Genomic DNA, 17,934 nt, shown 5'->3' with positions numbered 1-17,934 from the left:
GGTTGAGGCGTGCTGCGGCGACGGGGCCGCGGATCAGGAGTGGACGGGCGTCCGGGTGTCCGGGGCGGACGGAGCCGCGTGCGTGGCGGCCGGTCGCGTGTGCGACGCCCGGTGCTGTCGCACGTAGAAGAACGTCACGACGACGATGTAGCCGGCCCAGGCGATGACCTGCGGCCAGGTCGGAGAGGGGTTGAAGTTGAGGATGCCGGCGAGCGCGGTTCCGTACCAGCTCGACGACGGGATGACGCCGCTGATGTCGTAGGCGTGGATGCCGGCGCCGGGGATGACGCCCGCCTCCTGCAGGTCGCCGATGCCGTAGGCGAGCACGCCGCCCGCGACGAGGATGAGGAACGCTCCGGTCCAGGTGAAGAACGAGCCGAGGTTGATCTTGACCATGCCGCGGTAGAGGAGGAAGCCGAGCACCGCGGCCGTGACGAGGCCGAGGACCGCGCCGATCACCGGCTCCCAGCCGCCGCCGATGCTGGCGACCGTCGCCCAGACGAAGAGCGCCGTCTCGATGCCCTCGCGGCCGACGCTGAGCATGGCCAGGATCACGACGCCCCAGCCGGTGCCCACGAGCACGGAGTCGAGCCGGTTCTGGAGGGTGGACTTCATGCTGCGGGCGGTCTTGCCCATCCAGAAGATCATCCAGGTGACGAAGCCGACAGCGATGAGGGACAGCGTGCCGCCGACGATCTCCTGCGCCTCGAAGCTGAGCCCGTAGGGACCCCAGGTCAGCAGCGCGCCGATCCCGAGCGGGACGACGAGCGCGACGCCGACGCCGACCCACAGTTTCGAGAGCACGTCCTTCCGTCCGACCTTGACCACGTACGCGACGAGGATGGTGACGATGAGCGCCATTTCGAGGCCTTCGCGGAGGCCGATCAGATAGTTCGCGAGCACAGAGGACCTTCGAGTGGAGGTGGGGGATGTTGGTAAGGCTAACCTTACCTGTTCGACTCTAGAACACGTCCGGCCGATGTGTCCAGCTAGGATTCGAGCATGCTGAGCCGGATCGTCAACGCCGTCCTCCTGGTCGTCGCGGGAGCGGTGATCGGCGGGATCGGCACGGTCGCGCACCAGCTCACGGTCACCTGGGTGGGCGTCACGATCCCGCTCGGGCTGATCGGCTCGCTGCTCTGCTTCACCGCGCTGCTGGTCGGTCTCCGGTTGCTGGGCGGATCCCGCCGGCCCGCACTGTGCGCGGCGCTCGGGGCGATCGCCGTCATCCTGGTCTTCACCCAGCAGAGCCCGGGCGGCTCCGTGTTCATCCCGAACAACCTGCGGGGGCAGATCTGGCTGGTCGGGCCGATCCTCATCGCCGCCGTCGTCGTGTCCTGGCCGGACGTGAAGCGCGCCGCGGGCCGGGCCGGAACGGCCTAAGCTAGAGGGACAGCCACCCGCCGTCCGAAGGGAACCTGAACCACAGTGACCTACGTCATCGCCCTCCCGTGCGTCGATGTGAAAGACCGCGCCTGCATCGACGAGTGCCCCGTCGACTGCATCTACGAGGGCGAGCGCTCGCTGTACATCCACCCCGACGAGTGCGTCGACTGCGGCGCCTGCGAGCCGGTGTGCCCTGTCGAGGCTATCTACTACGAGGACGACCTCCCCGAGGAGTGGGCCGACTACTACAAGGCCAACGTGGAGTTCTTCGACGACATCGGCTCGCCCGGCGGCGCCGCCAAGGTCGGCGTGATCGCCAAGGACCACGCCCTCATCGCCGCCCTGCCTCCGCAGGCGCACTGACGTGGCGCTCGGGGAGCTGCCCGAATACCCCTGGGATCTGATGGCGCCGTACGCGGCGCGCGCCCGAGCAGCCGAACCCTTCGGCGACGCCTCCGGGATAGTGGACCTCTCGATCGGCTCGCCGGTCGACCCGACCCCCGCGCTGATCCGCGACGCGCTCGCGCACGCGACGGACGCGCACGCCTACCCGCAGACCGTCGGCACGCCGGCGCTGCGCGAGGCGATCGCCGCGTGGTTCGAGCGTCGCCGCGGCGTGCCCGGCCTCGCGCCGGAGGACGTCCTCCCGACCATCGGCTCCAAGGAGCTCGTCGCCTTCCTGCCCTTCTTCCTCGGCCTCGGTGAGGGGGATGCCGTCGTGCACCCCCGCGCCGCGTACCCGACGTACGCGATCGGCGCCGCGTTCGCCGGCGCGGAGGCCGTGGCGAGCGACGATCCCGCCGAGTGGCCGGAGAACACCCGGCTGGTCTGGCTGAACAGCCCGGGCAACCCGGACGGCCGCGTGCTGTCGGTGGAGGAGCTGCGGGCGGCCGTGACTCGGGCCCGCGAGCTGGGCGCGGTCGTCGCGGGTGACGAGTGCTACGCCGAGCTCGGCTGGGACGCGCCGTGGGATGTCGCACCGACCCCCAGCGTGCTCGACCCGCGCGTGATCGGCGACGACCGCAGCGGCGTGCTCGCCGTCTACTCGCTGAGCAAGCAGTCCAACCTCGCCGGCTACCGGGCCGCGTTCGTCGCGGGCGACCGCGCTCTGATCGCGCGCCTCACCACGGTGCGCAAGCACGCCGGGCTCATGCTGCCGTCGCCGCTGCAGGCCGCGATGGTCGTCGCGCTCGGCGACGACGCGCACGTCGCGGAGCAGCGCGAGCGCTACCGGGCGCGGCGCGCGCTGCTGAAGCCCGCGCTGGAGGCCGCGGGCTTCCGCATCGACCGCAGCGAGGCCGGGCTCTACCTCTGGGCGACCGAGGGACGCGACGCCTGGGAGAGCATCGGCCGGCTCGCGGACCTCGGCATCCTGGCCGGTCCCGGCGTATTCTACGGCGACCACAATGCGGAGCATGTGCGCCTGTCGCTCACAGCCACGGACGAGCGGATCGCCGCCGCGGCCTCCCGGTTGCGCGCCTTTGGAGACACCCTCTAAAGGGTCTCCGCAGCCTTTGCCCGATGCGACAGTTGTCGTGTGGGTTGGCTAGGCTGTACGAGCACGGCTTCACTGCGTCGTCGACACGATCGGCACGCGAAGCATCCCCAAACCACTCAGGAGGCGTTGTGAGCGGACTCGGCACCGAGCAGGCCGGCACCGATCGGACTGCCGCGCAGCCGCAGGCGGAGCAGCGCGGACCCGCCCAGGACGCGGCCACCGCCCGGCTGAGCTACCCCGGCGGCGTCGCGGAGTTCCCGATCCTGCCGAGCACGCAGGGCGCGTCGAGCATCGACCTCTCCAGCCTGACCAAGCAGACCGGGCTCACCAGCCTGGACTACGGCTTCGTCAACACCGCCGCCACGCGCTCGGCGATCACCTACATCGACGGCGATGCGGGAATCCTGCGCTACCGCGGCTACCCGATCGAGCAGGTCGCCGAGAACTCGACGTTCCTCGAGGTCGCCTGGCTGCTCATCCACGGCGAGCTGCCGACGCCGGCCGAGCTCGCCGACTTCGACGAGCGCATCCGCCGCCACACCCTGCTGCACGAGGACCTCCGCCGCTTCTTCAGCGCGCTGCCGCACGACGCGCACCCGATGTCGGTGCTCTCCAGCGCCGTCTCGGCGCTGTCGACCTTCTACCAGGACTCGCTCAGCGTCAGCGACCCGGAGCAGGTGGAGCTCTCGACCATCCGCCTGCTCGCCAAGCTGCCCGTGATCGCGGCGTACGCGCACAAGAAGAGCATCGGCCAGGCGTTCATCTACCCGGACAACTCGCTGAGCTTCGTGGACAACTTCCTGCGGCTCAACTTCGGCACCATGGCCGAGCCGTACGAGGTGAACCCGGTTCTCTCGCGGGCGCTGGAGCGCCTGCTGATCCTGCACGAGGACCACGAGCAGAACGCCTCCACCTCGACCGTCCGCCTGGTCGGCTCCACGCAAGCGAACCTGTTCGCCTCGGTCTCGGCCGGCATCAACGCACTCTACGGTCCGCTGCACGGCGGCGCGAACGAGGCCGTCCTGCAGATGCTCGCGGACATCCGCGACTCCGGCGAGAGTGTCCAGAAGTTCGTCGAGCGGGTCAAGAACAAGGAGTCCGGCGTCAAGCTGATGGGCTTCGGGCACCGCGTCTACAAGAACTTCGACCCGCGCGCCCGGCTCGTGAAGCAGTCGGCCGACGAGGTGCTCGCCGCCCTCGGCGTGCACGACCCGCTGCTCGACATCGCGAAGGAGCTCGAGGAGGTCGCGCTCGCCGACCAGTACTTCGTCGACCGCCGCCTCTACCCGAACGTGGACTTCTACACCGGCGTGATCTACAAGGCGATGGGCTTCCCGACCCGGATGTTCACCGTCCTGTTCGCGATCGGCCGCCTCCCGGGCTGGATCGCCCACTGGCGCGAGATGACGCAGGACCCGAGCACCAAGATCGGCCGCCCGCAGCAGCTCTACGTCGGTGACGCCGAGCGCAACTGGCCCACCGCCCGCTGACCGCGCACCCCCATCCACCGAGGGGCACGTTGTTGTCACTTTTCGCGCCGAAAAGCGACAACAACGTGCCCCTCGATGCTTTTCAGGGGGTGAGGGTGAGGGTTTGGGTCGCGGCGGTGCGCGTGGCCTTCGGTGAGAACGGCCAGGGGCGGGTCTGGCCGACCGCCCAGAGGCGCGCCTGGTCGGCGTAGTGGGAGTCGAACGCGTGCCCTGATGCGCCGGTGAGGTTGATCCAGGTGCTGCGGTCGAAGTCGGCGAGGTCGACCACCATCCGCATCGACGGCGCCCGGTCGACCTGGTAGCCGTCGGAGGCGTCCCAGCCGGTCGCGTCCACGACGCTCGACCCGCCGCTCACCGGGTACGGCCCGCGGTTGAACAGCCACTCGATCGGTGCGACTCCGGACGACCCGAACGACGCGTTGGTGAGCTCCAGGGTGTGCAGGCGGTCCCACCGCCAGCTCTTCGGGTCGCCGCCGAGGGTGCTCTGGGTCTCCTTCCAGGCCTGGTTCGCCGCGTACTCGATCATGTCGTCCCGGTCGAGCGTGCCGAGCCGGCTGTCCGCCCACCACGCCGAGTCCGGCTGCTTCACGAGCGCCTGGACGACCTGGAACCAGCGGTCGCCTCCGGTCGGGGGCGCGTCGGACGGGAGCTTGCGGCCGAACGCGTCGGCCAGCAGGTTCTTCCAGAACACCGCGAAGTAGGCCGCGGCGGCGCTGTCGCCGTCGTCGTGGTAGTTCCAGCCGCGCAGCAGCGCAGCGCCCTTGGCGACCCCGGAGGTCGGGTCGGCCTTAGCGCCGATCGCGATGAGCAGGGGAGTGAGCGTGGCCGCGTTGGCGTCGTAAGTGTCGGCCTGGATGGTGGACATGTCCTCCGACGTCACCTTGTGCCCCGCGTTCAGCAGCTTCGTGAGGCGGAGCTGGATCTGGTTCGCGCGGTAGCCGGCGTCCCAGTCCTGCGTGATCATCGCGGGGAACTGCGGGCCGACGGCGGCGTTGTTGGCCGTCACGATGTACCCGCTCGGCGGGTTCAGCACGCTCGGGAGCTGGTCGTAGGGGATCGTCCCGACCCAGCCGTACGCGCTGGTCCAGCCGGGAACCGGGACGGTCCCGTCGCCTTTCGCGCGCACCGGGATGAGACCGGGCGCCTGGTAGCCGATGTTGCCGTCCACGTCGGCGTAGAGGAGGTTTTGCGACGGCACCTGGAACGACGCCGCGGCGGCCCGGAAGCTCGCCCAGTCGTGGGCGATGTCGAACGCGAAGATCGCCCCGGCGGTCGGCCCGGGGGTGAGCGCGGTCCACTCCAGGGAGAGCTGGAACTCCTGCGCAGGGACGCCGAGCTTCCCGGCCTGGTCCTTCGCGATCACGCCGTAGCCGTCGCTGAGGTCGGTGATGATCGGGCCGTGCCTGGTCGAGCGGACGGTGATCCGCACGGCGGGGCCTCCCGCGACGGCGATCGTCTCGTGCCGGATGGTCAGCGGCACCTGCGCGCCGTCGTACTCGTAGGTGTTCCCGGTGACCTTCTCGACATAGAGGTCGGCCACGTCCGGCCCGAGGTTGGTGAACCCCCACGCGATGCGGTCGTTGTGGCCGATGATCACGCCGGGGAGCCCGGAGAAGCTGAACCCGGCGACGTCGAACGGGCACTGGGCGTCGACGACCGCGCAGCGCAGGCCGACCTGGTACCAGACCGAGGGCATCACCGCGCCGAGGTGCGGGTCGTTGGCGAGCAAGGGCTTCCCGGTCGCGGTGTGTGCTCCGGAGACGACCCACGAGTTCGAGCCGATGTCGTCGCCGGCCGGCCCCATGAGGGTCGGCAGGGAATCGAGGCTCGAGGCCGCCTGCTCCAGCCGGTTCTGGTACTGGGCGGTGGGCACGCCGGCGAGCGCGGCCGTCGCGTCCGCGTCGCCTGCCGCGGCGGAGGCCGACGCCGTCGAGCCGGCCGGGGCGGCGTCCGGGGTCATCGTGGCGGGAGTGCCGCCGCCGAGCGCCGTGATCGTCGGGTGCGCGCTGTAGTCGTAGGCGGGGTGCAGCTCGGCGATCTGCTGGGGCGTCAGCTTGGTGGCCAGCAGCGCCCGGTCGATCTCGTCCTCCAGGTTGGAGCGGAGATCCCAGGCCATCGCCTTGAGCCAGGCGATCGAGTCGGCCGGCGTCCACTGCTCCGGGTGGTAGTCCGGGTTCTGGATGCCGAGGATGGCGTACTCCAGCGACAGCTGCGGGCCGGAGTGCGTGTTCAGGTAGGCGTTCACGCCGTCGGCGTAGTCCTGGTAGTAGCGCAGCGACGTCTTGTCGAGCTGCTTCACCTCCTGCTCGGCGACGTCCCGCCAGCCCAGCGTTCGGATGAAGGTGTCCGTGGGGATCTGGCTCGCTCCGAACAGCTCGGAGAGCCGGCCGGCGGTGACGTGGCGGCGGAAGTCCATCTCCCAGAACCGGTCCTGCGCGTGCACGTAGCCCTGCGCGCGGAACAGGTCGTCGGCGGTGCGCGCGGTGATCTGCGGGACGCCGGCGGAGTCGCGCGTCACGGTCACCGGAGCGCTCAGGCCGTGGACCTGCAGCGAGCCGGAGGTCTGCGGGAACGAGAGGGTGACCGTCCACACCGCGAGGCCGCCGGCGAGGAGGACGAGGACGAGCAGTACGGCGAGGGTGACTCCGAGCGTCCGCAGCACCCGATGGTGCAGCCTCAGCCGGGGAGTGTCGTCGCCCACGTCGCCTCCCGTCGAATCCGCCGGGGGCGTGGCCCGGCGCGTGTTCGGACTCTAGCCCACGCGGGTGTCGTACCGAAGAGGCGGTTCGGGCGGTCGGGAGGTCACCGCGAGGTCAGCGCCGCCCAGGCCATCCGTTCGAGCACAGGGCGCACCGAGGCGTCGGTCGTGTGCGCGGCTCCGGCGCGTGCGGAGTGCGGTGTGGAGTTGATCAGTCCGAAGGTCGCCTGCACGCGCACGCGCAGCTCGTCGGCGGCGAGCGACGGGTGCAGCTCGCCGAGCACGCGCATCCACAGCTCGATGTAGCGGCGCTGCAGGGTGCGGACCGCTCGGCGGTCCTCCGGGGCGAGGGCGTCGAGGTCGCGGTCCTGCACGCGGATGGTGTCGGCCTCGGTCAGCGCGAAGTGCACGTGGAATGCGATCAGCCCGCGCAGCGCGCCTGCGGGGTCGGCGGCCTCCCGCTCGACCGCGGCGCCGCCGTCGAGGAGGGTCTCGCTGACGCCGACCAGGAGGGCGGCGAGCACGGCCTGCTTGGACGCGAAGTGCCGGTAGACGGCCGGGCCGCTGACTCCGGCGGCGGCGCCCAGGTCTTCGATCGAGACGCCGTTGAAGCCCCGCTCGGCGAACTTGCCTGCCGCGGCCTCCAGGAGCGCGGCGCGCCGGTCGGCTTTCGCCTGACTGCGCTGGGTCGGCCGCGCGAGCGGGTCGGCCGGTACGGTCTCGGTCATTCTCTCTAGGACTCCCAGGTGCGGGCTGGACATTCGGGTTAATGAACACTAACCTAAATTCGAGTTAGTGACCACTAACTCATGTCGACGAGGACACGGGAGCACGATGCCTGCCCTGAGCACGATGCCCGACCAGAGCACCACCGCGGGCGCGAGCGCGCTGGCGGGGAACGATGCCGCCCAGCGCGCGCTGGTGGCCGACCTCCGCGAGCGCCTCGCCGTCGCCGCGGCAGGCGGCCCCGAGCGCGCTCGCGAGCGCCACGTCGCCCGGGGCAAACTTCTGCCGCGCGACCGCATCGACGCGCTGCTCGACGAGGGCAGCCCCTTCCTCGAGATCGCCCCGCTGGCCGCGACCGGGATGTACGGCGACGAGAGCCCGGCGGCGGGCGTCATCGCCGGCATCGGCCTCGTCGAGGGCCGCCACGTCATGATCGTCTGCAACGACGCGACGGTGAAGGGCGGCACCTACTACCCGATGACCGTCAAGAAGCACCTGCGCGCGCAGGAGATCGCGTTTGAGAACCGCCTCCCCTGCGTCTACCTGGTCGACTCGGGCGGCGCCTTCCTGCCGATGCAGGACGAGGTCTTCCCCGATCGCGACCACTTCGGCCGCATCTTCTACAACCAGTCCCGGCTCTCGGCGGCGAAGATCCCGCAGATCGCCGCGGTGCTCGGCTCCTGCACCGCCGGCGGCGCATACGTCCCGGCCATGAGCGACGAGACGGTCATCGTCCGCAACCAGGGCACCATCTTCCTCGGCGGCCCTCCGCTGGTGAAGGCCGCCATCGGCGAGATCGTGACGGCGGAGGAGCTCGGCGGCGGCGACCTCCACGCCCGCACCTCCGGCGTGGTCGACCACCTGGCGGAGGACGACGAGCACGCGCTCGGGATCGTCCGCGAGATCGTCGCCACCCTCCCGCAGCCCGCCGCGCCGGCATGGGAGGTGCTGGCCACGCGCGCCGCCATCGCCGACCAGGAGGAGCTCTACAGCGTCGTCCCCGTCGACGTGCAGGCGCCCTACGACGTGCACGAGGTCATCGCCCGGCTGGTGGACGCGGGGGAGTTCAGCGAGTTCAAGCCGGACTACGGCACCACGCTGGTGACCGGCTTCGCCCACATCCACGGCCACCCGGTCGGGATCGTCGCCAACAACGGCGTGCTGTTCAGCGAGTCCGCGCTCAAGGGCGCGCACTTCATCGAGTTGTGCGACCAGCGCGGGATCCCGCTGGTGTTCCTGCAGAACATCTCCGGCTTCATGGTCGGCCGCGACTACGAGGCGGGCGGCATCGCCAAGAACGGCGCCAAGATGGTGACCGCGGTCGCCACCACCCGGGTGCCCAAGCTCACCGTCGTGATCGGCGGCTCCTTCGGCGCGGGCAACTACTCGATGTGCGGGCGGGCCTACTCGCCGCGGTTCCTCTGGATGTGGCCGGCCTCGCGAATCTCCGTGATGGGCGGCCAGCAGGCGGCCAGCGTGCTCGCCACCGTCAAGCGCGACCAGCTCGACGCCCGCGGCGAGGAGTGGAGCGCCGAGGACGAGGCGGCCTTCCGGGCGCCGATCACCGCGCAGTACGAGGACCAGGGCAACCCCTACTACTCGACCGCCCGGCTGTGGGACGACGGCGTGATCGACCCCGCGGACACCCGCACCGTGCTGGGGCTGGCGCTCGACGTCTGCTCCCGCGCCCCGCTGCCCGACACGGCCTTCGGCCTCTTCCGGATGTGACGACGATGACCGACTACTCCTCCATTCCGTTCGAGTCCGTGCTCGTGGCGAACCGCGGCGAGATCGCGTGCCGCGTCATCCGCACGCTGCGCCGGCTCGGCATCCGCTCGGTGGCCGTCTTCAGCGACGCCGACCGAGACGCCCCGCACGTGCGGCTCGCGGACACGGCGGTCCGCATCGGGCCCGCTCCGGCGCGGGAGAGCTACCTCTCCGTCGAGGCGATCGTCGACGCCGCGCGCCGCACGGGCGCCGCGGCGGTGCACCCCGGCTACGGCTTCCTCTCCGAGAACGCCGCGCTCGCCGACGCCTGCGAGGCCGCCGGCATCGTGTTCGTGGGCCCCGGCGTGCATGCGCTGGAGGTCATGGGCGACAAGATCTCGGCCAAGCAGGAGGTCGGCCGCTCCGGCGTGCCGACCATCCCCGGCATCGCGGAACCCGGCCTCGGCGACGACGAGCTCGTCGCGGCGGCCGAGCGCATCGGCTACCCCGTGCTGGTCAAGCCCTCCGCGGGCGGCGGCGGCAAGGGGATGCAGGCGGTGCACGTCGCCGCCGACCTCCCGGAGGCGCTGCGCGCGGCCCGTCGCGTCGCGGCCGCGGCCTTCGGCGACGACACGCTCTTCCTGGAGCGGCTGGTGGAGTCGCCCCGGCACATCGAGGTGCAGATCATCGCCGACCGTCACGGCGCGGTGGTCCACCTCGGCGAGCGCGAATGCTCCCTGCAGCGCCGCCACCAGAAGGTGGTCGAAGAGGCGCCGTCGCCGCTGCTCGACGCGGCGACGCGCTCCCGGATCGGCGAGGCCGCCTGCCGGGTGGCGGCGAGCGTCGGCTACGTCGGAGCCGGAACGGTCGAGTTCCTGGTCTCCGCCGAGCGACCGGACGAGTTCTTCTTCATGGAGATGAACACCCGCCTGCAGGTCGAGCACCCCGTCACCGAGCTGGTGACGGGCGTCGACCTGGTGGAGTGGCAGCTGCGGGTCGCGGCGGGGGAGCCGCTGGGCTTCGTGCAGGACGACATCCGGCTCTCCGGCCACGCCGTCGAGGCGCGGGTGTATGCGGAGAACCCGGAGCGCGACTTCCTGCCCGGCGACGGCGCGGTGCTCGCGCTGCGCGAGCCGGCCGGCGAGGGCATTCGCGTGGACAGCGGCCTCGAGGCGGGGATGCGCGTCGTCACCGACTACGACCCGATGCTCGCGAAGGTCATCGCCTGGGCGCCCGACCGTGCGGGCGCGTTGGCCCGGCTCGACCGCGCCCTCGCCGGCACCGCCGTGCTGGGCCTGGTGACCAACATCGCCTGGGTGCGCGACCTCCTGGCCGACGAGGACGTCCGCGCGGGCAGCATGGACACCACGCTGATCGACCGGCGCTTCTCCGCGCTGGAGCCGGTTCCGGCCTCCGCCGCCGAGCTCGCTGCGGCGGCGCTGCTGGCGCACCTGCAGCGGGAGACCGCGACCCCGGGCGGCGTCGGCGCGCTGTGGGGCGCGCCCAGTGGCTGGCGGCTCGGCTCGGCGCGGCCGGTCCGGTACGACGTGGACGCGACGACAGTGCAGGTGGACGGCGACCGCGTGACCGTCGCCGGGCCCGACGACGAGGTGTACGAGCACACCGCCCGGATCGCCGTGCAGCCCGGTGCGGACGGCGAGCCGGACTCCGTCGTGCTCGACCTCGACGGAGTGGTCACCCGCTTCGACGCGGCCCGCGACGGCGGCACCGTCTGGCTCGCACACGGGGGCCGCTCGCGTGCCCTGCGGCTGCGCACGCCCGCCGAGCGGCTGGCCGCGGCGCTCGCCGCCCGGGAGCGGGGCGAGGCGGCCGCGCACCCCGAGGTCCGCTCGCCCATGCCGGGCACCGTCGTGGCCGTGCCGATCGCGTCCGGTGCGGAGGTCGCGGCCGGCGACACGGTTGCGGTCGTGGAGGCCATGAAGATGGAGCACCGCCTCCTCGCCCCCATCGCGGGCACCGTGACCGTCAAGGTCGCGCCGGGCGACCTCGTGAAACTCGACCAACTCGTGGCCGTCGTCGACGCGCCAGAAGTGGACGACGCATCCAGCACACCGAACGTCCCGCCGACCCCGGCGGACATCCCAGAGCCGACAGAATCGGCCCCCGCACCCCTCGGCGAGCACGCCGCGGCAGGGACCGTCACCACAACAGACAGGAATCTCCGATGACCATGATGTCCAGCCCCGACCTCGCCGTCGCCGGCTTCGAGCTCACCGACGAGCAGCGCCGGCTCCGCGACGAGGTGCGCGACTTCGCCGACACCGTCGTCGCTCCCGCCGCGTACGAGTACGACACCAAGCGCAGCCTCCCGTACGACATCATCGCCGAGATGGGCCGGATGGGCCTGTTCGGCCTCCCGTTCCCGGTCGAGTACGGCGGCCAGGGCAAGGACTACCTCTCGCTCTGCCTCGCGGTCGAGCAGCTCGGCCGGGTGGACCAGTCCATCGGCGTGACACTGGAGGCCGGCGTCGGCCTCGGCGCGATGCCGATCTTCCGCGGCGGCACCGAGGAGCAGAAGCAGGAGTGGCTGCCGATGCTGGCCCGCGGCGAGGCGCTCGCCGGGTTCGGCCTGACCGAGGCCGACGCCGGCTCGGACGCCGGTGGCACCAAGACCACGGCGATCCTGCGCGACGGCGAGTGGATTCTGAACGGCACCAAGCAGTTCATCACCAACTCCGGCTCGGAGATCACCAAGCTGGTCACGATCACGGCCGTGACCGGCGAGGAGCGGCGCGCTGACGGCTCGATCAAGAAGGAGCTGTCGGCGATCATCGTCCCGACCGGCACGCCCGGCTTCGTCGCCGAGCCGGTCTACGACAAGGTCGGCTGGCACACCTCCGACACCCACCCGCTGACGCTCACCGACGTGCACGTCCCGGAGGCCAACCTCCTCGGCGAGCGCGGCCGCGGCTACGCCAACTTCCTCCAGACCCTCGACGAGGGCCGGGTCGCCTTCGCCGCCCTCTGCACGGGCGCCGCGCAGGGATGCCTGGAGGAGGCGCTGCGCTACGCGAAGTCGCGCAACGTCTTCGGCCGGTCGATCGGCTCGAACCAGTACATCGCCTTCAAGATCGCGCGGATGCAGGCCCGGGTGCACGCGGCTCGCCTCGCGTACTACGACGCCGCGTTCAAGCTGATGGCGGGCGTCCCCTTCAAGATGGAGGCCTCCATCGCCAAGCTCGTCGGCAGCGAGGCCGCGATGGACAACGCGCGCGACGCGACCCAGATCTTCGGCGGCTACGGCTTCATGAACGAGAACCCGGTCGCGCGCCACTACCGCGACTCGAAGATCCTGGAGATCGGCGAGGGCACCAGCGAGGTCCAGCTCATGATCATCTCCCGCGCCCTCGGCTTCGAGGCGTGACCTATCCACCCGCCGAGAAGGCGAATAATCTGCCTTCTCGGCGGGATACGGCGTATTTTGTGCCTTCTCGACGGCGAGAGACAAGGGAGTGAGAGCGTGATCGATAAGACGGTGGGGAGCGCGGCGGAGGCCGTCGCGGACATCCCGAGCGGCAGCTCGCTGGCGGTCGGCGGCTTCGGGCTGTGCGGCATCCCGAGTGCGCTCATCCAGGCGCTGCTGGAGGCCGGGACGAGCGACCTGGAGGTGGTCAGCAACAACTGCGGCGTGGACGACTGGGGGCTCGGGCTCCTGCTCGCCCAGCGCCGCATCCGCAAGATGATCAGCTCGTACGTCGGCGAGAACAAGGAGTTCGCGCGGCAGTTCCTCTCCGGCGAGCTGGAGGTGGAGCTGACCCCGCAGGGCACGCTCGCCGAGAAGCTGCGGGCGGGCGGCGCGGGCATCCCGGCGTTCTACACACCCGCCGGTGTCGGCACGCAGATCGCGCTCGGCGGCCTCCCTCGGCGCTACAACGCGGACGGGTCGGTCGCGGTCGCGAGCGAGCCGAAGGAGGTGCGCGAGTTCGACGGCGCCTCCTACGTGCTGGAGCGCTCGCTGCGTCCCGACTTCGCGCTCGTGCACGCCGCGAAGGGCGACCGGCACGGCAACCTGGTGTTCCATGCCGCCGCGATGAACTTCAACCCGCTCGCCGCGATGGCCGGCGGCATCACCATCGCCGAGGTGGAGGAGCTGGTCGAGCCCGGCGAGCTCGCACCGGGGGAGGTGCACCTGCCCGGGATCTTCGTCCAGCGCGTCGTGCACGCGCCCGACGTGGAGAAGCGGATCGAGCGGCGCACGGTCGCCGCGGCCCAGGAAGGAAGCGTCCGATGAGCCTCACCCGCACCGAGCTCGCCGCCCGCGTGGCGCTGGAGCTGGAGAACGGCCAGTACGTCAACCTCGGCATCGGCATGCCGACGCTCATCCCGAACTACATCCCGGAGGGCGTGGAGGTCATCCTGCACTCCGAGAACGGCGTGCTCGGGGTCGGCCCGTACCCGGCCGACGCCGACGTGGATCCCGACCTGATCAACGCGGGCAAGGAGACCGTCACCGTCAAGCGCGGTGCGGCCTACTTCGACTCGTCGCTGTCGTTCGGGATGGTGCGCGGCGGCCACGTCGACGTCGCCGTGCTCGGCGCGATGGAGGTCTCGGCGACGGGCGACCTGGCCAACTGGATGATCCCCGGCAAGATGGTCAAGGGCATGGGCGGCGCGATGGACCTCGTCTTCGGCGCCAAGCGGCTGATCGTGATGATGGAGCACGTCGACAAGGAGGGCCGGCCCAAGATCCTCGCCGAGTGCAGCCTCCCGCTCACCGGCACCGGCTGCGTGGACCGCATCATCACCGACCTCGCCGTGATCGACGTGACGCCGGACGGGCTCGTGCTGCGCGAGACCGCTCCGGGCGTGACGGTCGAGGAGGTCGTGGCCGCGACGGGCGCGCCGCTCGCGGTGGAGCTGGAGGCGGCATCATGAAAGAAATCGAGCAGCGCGGCCTCTACTACGAGGAGTTCGAGCTGGAGACCCGCTACCTGCACCGCCCCGGGCGCACGGTGACCGAGGCCGACAACGTCCTCTTCACCACGCTGACCATGAACACCCAGGCGCTGCACCTGGACGCGGCGTGGTCGGCGCGGCAGCCGTTCGGCACGCGGCTGATGAACTCGATGTGGACGCTCGCGACGATCGTCGGCGCATCCGTCGCCCAGCTCACGCAGGGCACGATCGTCGCGAACCTCGGCTTCTCGGAGGTCTCCTTCCCGCATCCGCTGTACCACGGCGACACGCTCTACTCGGAGACGACGGTGACGGCCAAGCGGCTGTCGGCCTCCCGCCCGGGCCAGGGGATCGTGACGCTGGAGCACACCGGCCGCAACCAGGACGGCGTGGTGGTCGCCTCCGCGATCCGGCAGGTGATGGTGTGGTGCCGCGACGCGCACCTCGGGACGAGCGACGTATGACGACGTTCCCGTGGGGCTCCGCGCTGCTGTTCTGCCCGGCCGACCGGCCCGACCGGTACGCCAAGGCGCTGGAGCGGTCGGACGCGGTCATCCTCGACCTGGAGGACGCCGTCGACCCTGCACGCCGGCCGGCTGCCAGGGAGGCGCTCGCCGCCTCCGACCTCGACCCTGCGCGGGTGATCGTGCGGGTCAATCAGGCCGGCAGTGAGGACCAGGCAGCCGACCTCGCCGCGCTCTCGTTCACCCCGTACACCGCGGTGATGCTGCCCAAGGCGGAGCGTGCCGCCGACCTGCGTGCTCTCGCCGGGCTGCGCGTGATCGCCCTGTGCGAGACCGCGGCCGGCGTCCTCGCGGCGGCCGAGCTCGCGGCGGCGGAGGAGGTCGTCGCGCTGATGTGGGGCGCGGAGGATCTGGTCGCCTCCCTCGGCGGGACCTCCAGCCGGCACGCCGACGGCAGGTACCGCGACGTCGCCGTGCACGCGCGGTCCGCGGTCCTGCTCGCCGCCGGAGCCGCCGGAAAACCGGCCGTCGACACGGTGCACCTCGACATCGCCGACCTCGACGGGCTCGCCGCGGAGGCCGAGGACGCGGTCGCCGTCGGGTTCGCCGCGACCGCGTGCATCCACCCCTCGCAGGTGGAGACCGTGCGAGCCGCGTACCGGCCGGACGATGCCCAGGTGGCGGAGGCCGTCGAGCTGCTGGAGGCGGCACGCGCGGCAGGCGGGGGAGTGTTCCGCCACAACGGCCGGATGGTCGACGGACCGGTGCTTTCGCACGCGCGATCGGTGCTCCGGAGGGCGACCAGCACGTTGTGATGAAACCGTGATGAACGATTTTTACGCCGTTCACCGGTTTGGTCGTGCCGTGTCGGCGGCATGCCGTACTCTGCCCTTAACGTTCCAGAGAAGAGCACCCTCGAATCGATTCGAGCCACGAATCGGTCGGCAGCGTGAACACCCGCTCGAACGACTGGAAGGGGGACGAGATGCCACAGCTTCTTCCCCTGCGCCTGCTCGAGAGCGTCGGCCTCCGCACTCCCGCCGCCGCGGTCGCGTCGGGCGCTGACGGCACATCGGTTCCGGCGCCTGCGCGGCCCGCGACGACCTCGCAGCGGCCCGCCGCTCCTGCTCCCGCGTCACCGGCCATCACCTTCTCCGAGCCGTCCACCGACACCGGCGGCCCCCTCGACATCGACAGCGGCCTGGAGCGCACCGGCCCGCTCTCGATCATCGCCCCGCGCCGCATCGGCGAGAGCGACCTCGCGGTGTACCCGCTGTCGCTCGGGGCCAGCGTCTTCGGCTGGACGGCCGACGGCGACACCTCCCTGGCGATCCTCGACCGCTTCGCCTCGCGCGGCGGCGACTTCATCGACACCGCCGACAGCTACGTCGGCGGCCGCAGCGAGGTCCTCATCGGCAAGTGGATGCAGGAGCGCCGCAACCGCGACAACCTGGTGGTCGCGACCAAGGTCGGCCGCCACCACGAGAACCAGGGCCTCGGCTCGGTGAGCATCGTGCGCGCTGTGGAGGCCTCCCTCGAGCGCCTGCAGACCGACCACATCGACCTGCTGTACTTCCACGACGACGATCCCGAGGTGCCGCTGGAGGACAGCCTGGCGACCGCGGAGTGGCTCATCGAGACCGGCAAGGTCCGCTACCTCGGCGCGTCCAACTTCAGCGCGGACCGCCTCATCGAGGCGCGCGTGCTGGCGTCGGCCGGCCTGCCGAAGTTCGTCGCCATCCAGACCCAGTACAACCTCATGCACCGTGCGGAGTTCGAGAGCGCGCTGCGCATCGTCGCGGCCGCCCAGGGCCTCGCCGTGATGCCGTACTACGCGCTGGCCAACGGCTTCCTCACCGGCAAGTACCGCTCGAAGTCCGACCTCAGCGCCGACGCCCGCAGCGTGCGCGCCTCGGCGTACGTCAACCGCAAGGGCATGCGCGTGCTGGCGGTCATCGACCGCATCGCCGCCGAGCATGGCGTGTCGGCGGCGAGCGTCGCGATCGCGTGGCTGCTGGCCAAGCGCACCATCGTGGCCCCGGTGGCGAGCGCCAGCCGCCCCGAGCAGGTCGACGGCCTGATGGCCGCAGCCGGCATCCGCCTCACCCGGGCCCAGATGCTCGACCTCGACCGCGTCTCCGAGTAGCGCGTCGCTAACGGAGGACTTCCGGCCGGAGCTCTGCCCCTTGCGCAGCTAACGGAGGACTCCCGTCCCGATCCGGGCCCGAACTCCTCCGTTCGCGCGTCAGCAACGGAGGACTTCCTCCCCAATCCAGGCCGGATCTCCTCCGGTAGCAGTGATCGGGAGGTGCTGCGCGCCCGATGTCCTCCGTTAGCCGCGACCTACGACTCGGAGAGGATGTGGTCCAGCGCGCGGTGCAGAGCCGCGCCCGCCGCGATCGGGTCGCCCACGTAGCCGCCGGCCAGGGCGCCGTCGCGCGCGAGGATGAGGTCGTCCGCCGCGTCGCCCGGCCGCGGGTGACCGATCTGACGGAACAGCTCCTCGATGCGCTTCGCGTACCAGTCCCGGTGCACGGTCACGGCGACCCGCACGGGGTGGGTCTCGTCGGCGAACTGCGCGGCGGCGTTGATGAACGGGTCGCCGCGGAAGCCGGGACGCACCGCCTCGGAGTTGATGGAGTCCACGAGGGCGCGGGCGATCGCCGTCGGGTCGGACAGCTCTGCCTCCTTCTCGGCGAACCAGTCGCGCACCTGGCGGTCCCGGCCCTCGACGTAGGCGATGATCAGGAGGTCCTTGGAGCGGAAGTGCTTGTAGAAGGTCGCCTTCGTCACCCGCGCGCCCGCAATGATGCGGTCGACGCCGACCGTGTGGATGCCCTCCTCGTAGAAGAGTTCGTCGGCGGTCGCGAGGATCTTGATCTTCGACGGTGCGGGCGGCCGGATGGTGGCGCGGGCACTGATGACCATCGGGTCGTCTCCTCTTCTCCGGGAGGCCGGCGGCCTCCACTCGTCCATGAGAACCCCCCGACCGGTCCGAGGGGGGACGACCGGTCGGGGTGGTCACTTCAGTATAGTGGTAGACAGACC

At 71.2% G+C, this 17,934-nt stretch carries 16 protein-coding genes; 12 read left to right on the top strand and 4 right to left on the bottom strand.

Features of this window, described 5'->3' with window-relative positions; genetic code table 11:
• Positions 1-33: 33 nt before the first annotated feature.
• Positions 34-903, bottom strand: coding sequence for an iron uptake transporter permease EfeU (gene efeU, locus ABH923_RS04040; RefSeq protein ID WP_370054088.1), 870 nt, complete (start codon positions 901-903; stop codon positions 34-36).
• 99 nt (positions 904-1,002) lie between these two features.
• On the opposite strand from efeU, the gene ABH923_RS04035 reads away from it, so the two are divergent.
• From ABH923_RS04035 to ABH923_RS04020, 4 genes are all read left to right on the top strand, one after another.
• Positions 1,003-1,383: a hypothetical protein gene (locus ABH923_RS04035; protein WP_370054087.1), complete on the top strand. Its 381-nt coding sequence runs from the start codon at positions 1,003-1,005 to the stop codon at positions 1,381-1,383.
• A gap of 45 nt (positions 1,384-1,428) precedes the next feature.
• Positions 1,429-1,749, top strand: a complete 321-nt coding sequence (gene fdxA / locus ABH923_RS04030; RefSeq protein WP_345834588.1) for a ferredoxin — start codon at positions 1,429-1,431, stop codon at positions 1,747-1,749.
• Between the two features lies 1 nt (position 1,750).
• Positions 1,751-2,884 carry a succinyldiaminopimelate transaminase gene (gene dapC, locus ABH923_RS04025; RefSeq protein WP_370054086.1) on the top strand — a complete coding sequence of 378 codons (1,134 nt, stop codon included), beginning with the start codon at positions 1,751-1,753 and terminating at the stop codon, positions 2,882-2,884.
• Between the two features lie 227 nt (positions 2,885-3,111).
• Positions 3,112-4,374, top strand: a complete 1,263-nt coding sequence (locus ABH923_RS04020) for a citrate synthase (protein WP_370057295.1) — start codon at positions 3,112-3,114, stop codon at positions 4,372-4,374.
• A gap of 82 nt (positions 4,375-4,456) precedes the next feature.
• Here the strand turns inward: ABH923_RS04020 and ABH923_RS04015 are convergent, their stop codons facing one another.
• Positions 4,457-7,075, bottom strand: coding sequence for a penicillin acylase family protein (locus ABH923_RS04015; RefSeq protein WP_370054085.1), 2,619 nt, complete (start codon positions 7,073-7,075; stop codon positions 4,457-4,459).
• 101 nt (positions 7,076-7,176) lie between these two features.
• Positions 7,177-7,800, bottom strand: coding sequence for a TetR/AcrR family transcriptional regulator (locus tag ABH923_RS04010; RefSeq protein ID WP_370054084.1), 624 nt, complete (start codon positions 7,798-7,800; stop codon positions 7,177-7,179).
• A 124-nt stretch (positions 7,801-7,924) separates the two neighbouring features.
• Between ABH923_RS04010 and ABH923_RS04005 the strand changes: the two genes are divergently transcribed.
• The 8 genes from ABH923_RS04005 to ABH923_RS03970 all read left to right on the top strand — a co-directional run bounded on the left by ABH923_RS04005 (position 7,925) and on the right by ABH923_RS03970 (position 17,032).
• Positions 7,925-9,526 carry a carboxyl transferase domain-containing protein gene (locus tag ABH923_RS04005; protein ID WP_370057293.1) on the top strand — a complete coding sequence of 534 codons (1,602 nt, stop codon included), beginning with the start codon at positions 7,925-7,927 and terminating at the stop codon, positions 9,524-9,526.
• A gap of 5 nt (positions 9,527-9,531) precedes the next feature.
• The gene (locus ABH923_RS04000) at positions 9,532-11,694 is read left to right on the top strand and encodes a biotin carboxylase N-terminal domain-containing protein (protein ID WP_370054083.1); all 2,163 of its coding nucleotides are present in this window, start codon (positions 9,532-9,534) and stop codon (positions 11,692-11,694) included.
• A gap of 2 nt (positions 11,695-11,696) precedes the next feature.
• The gene (locus ABH923_RS03995; protein ID WP_370057292.1) at positions 11,697-12,890 is read left to right on the top strand and encodes an acyl-CoA dehydrogenase family protein; all 1,194 of its coding nucleotides are present in this window, start codon (positions 11,697-11,699) and stop codon (positions 12,888-12,890) included.
• Between the two features lie 96 nt (positions 12,891-12,986).
• On the top strand, positions 12,987-13,757 hold the full coding sequence (locus ABH923_RS03990; protein WP_370054082.1) for a CoA transferase subunit A: 771 nt from the start codon (positions 12,987-12,989) through the stop codon (positions 13,755-13,757).
• Complete coding sequence (locus ABH923_RS03985) at positions 13,754-14,401, top strand: CoA transferase subunit B (RefSeq protein WP_370054081.1); 648 nt, start codon at positions 13,754-13,756, stop codon at positions 14,399-14,401. The genes ABH923_RS03990 and ABH923_RS03985 overlap by 4 nt, the downstream gene beginning before the upstream one ends.
• On the top strand, positions 14,398-14,886 hold the full coding sequence (locus ABH923_RS03980; RefSeq protein ID WP_370054080.1) for a MaoC family dehydratase: 489 nt from the start codon (positions 14,398-14,400) through the stop codon (positions 14,884-14,886). Before ABH923_RS03985 ends, ABH923_RS03980 begins: the two co-directional genes overlap by 4 nt.
• Positions 14,883-15,701, top strand: a complete 819-nt coding sequence (locus ABH923_RS03975) for a CoA ester lyase (protein WP_370054079.1) — start codon at positions 14,883-14,885, stop codon at positions 15,699-15,701. The genes ABH923_RS03980 and ABH923_RS03975 overlap by 4 nt, the downstream gene beginning before the upstream one ends.
• 170 nt (positions 15,702-15,871) lie before the next feature.
• Positions 15,872-17,032 (top strand): aldo/keto reductase, encoded by a 1,161-nt coding sequence (locus ABH923_RS03970; protein WP_370054078.1) that lies wholly within the window; start codon positions 15,872-15,874, stop codon positions 17,030-17,032.
• Positions 17,033-17,229: 197 nt separating this feature from the next.
• Here ABH923_RS03970 and ABH923_RS03965 read toward each other — a convergent pair whose 3' ends face one another.
• Positions 17,230-17,814 (bottom strand): TetR/AcrR family transcriptional regulator, encoded by a 585-nt coding sequence (locus ABH923_RS03965; RefSeq protein WP_370054077.1) that lies wholly within the window; start codon positions 17,812-17,814, stop codon positions 17,230-17,232.
• Between the last annotated feature and the right edge of the window lie 120 nt (positions 17,815-17,934).

Origin of the sequence: Leifsonia sp. EB41 (genome assembly GCF_041262565.1) — a bacterium.
In the GTDB taxonomy this organism is placed as follows: Bacteria; Actinomycetota; Actinomycetes; order Actinomycetales; family Microbacteriaceae; genus Leifsonia.
This window is presented reverse-complemented; position numbering and strand designations above follow the sequence as displayed.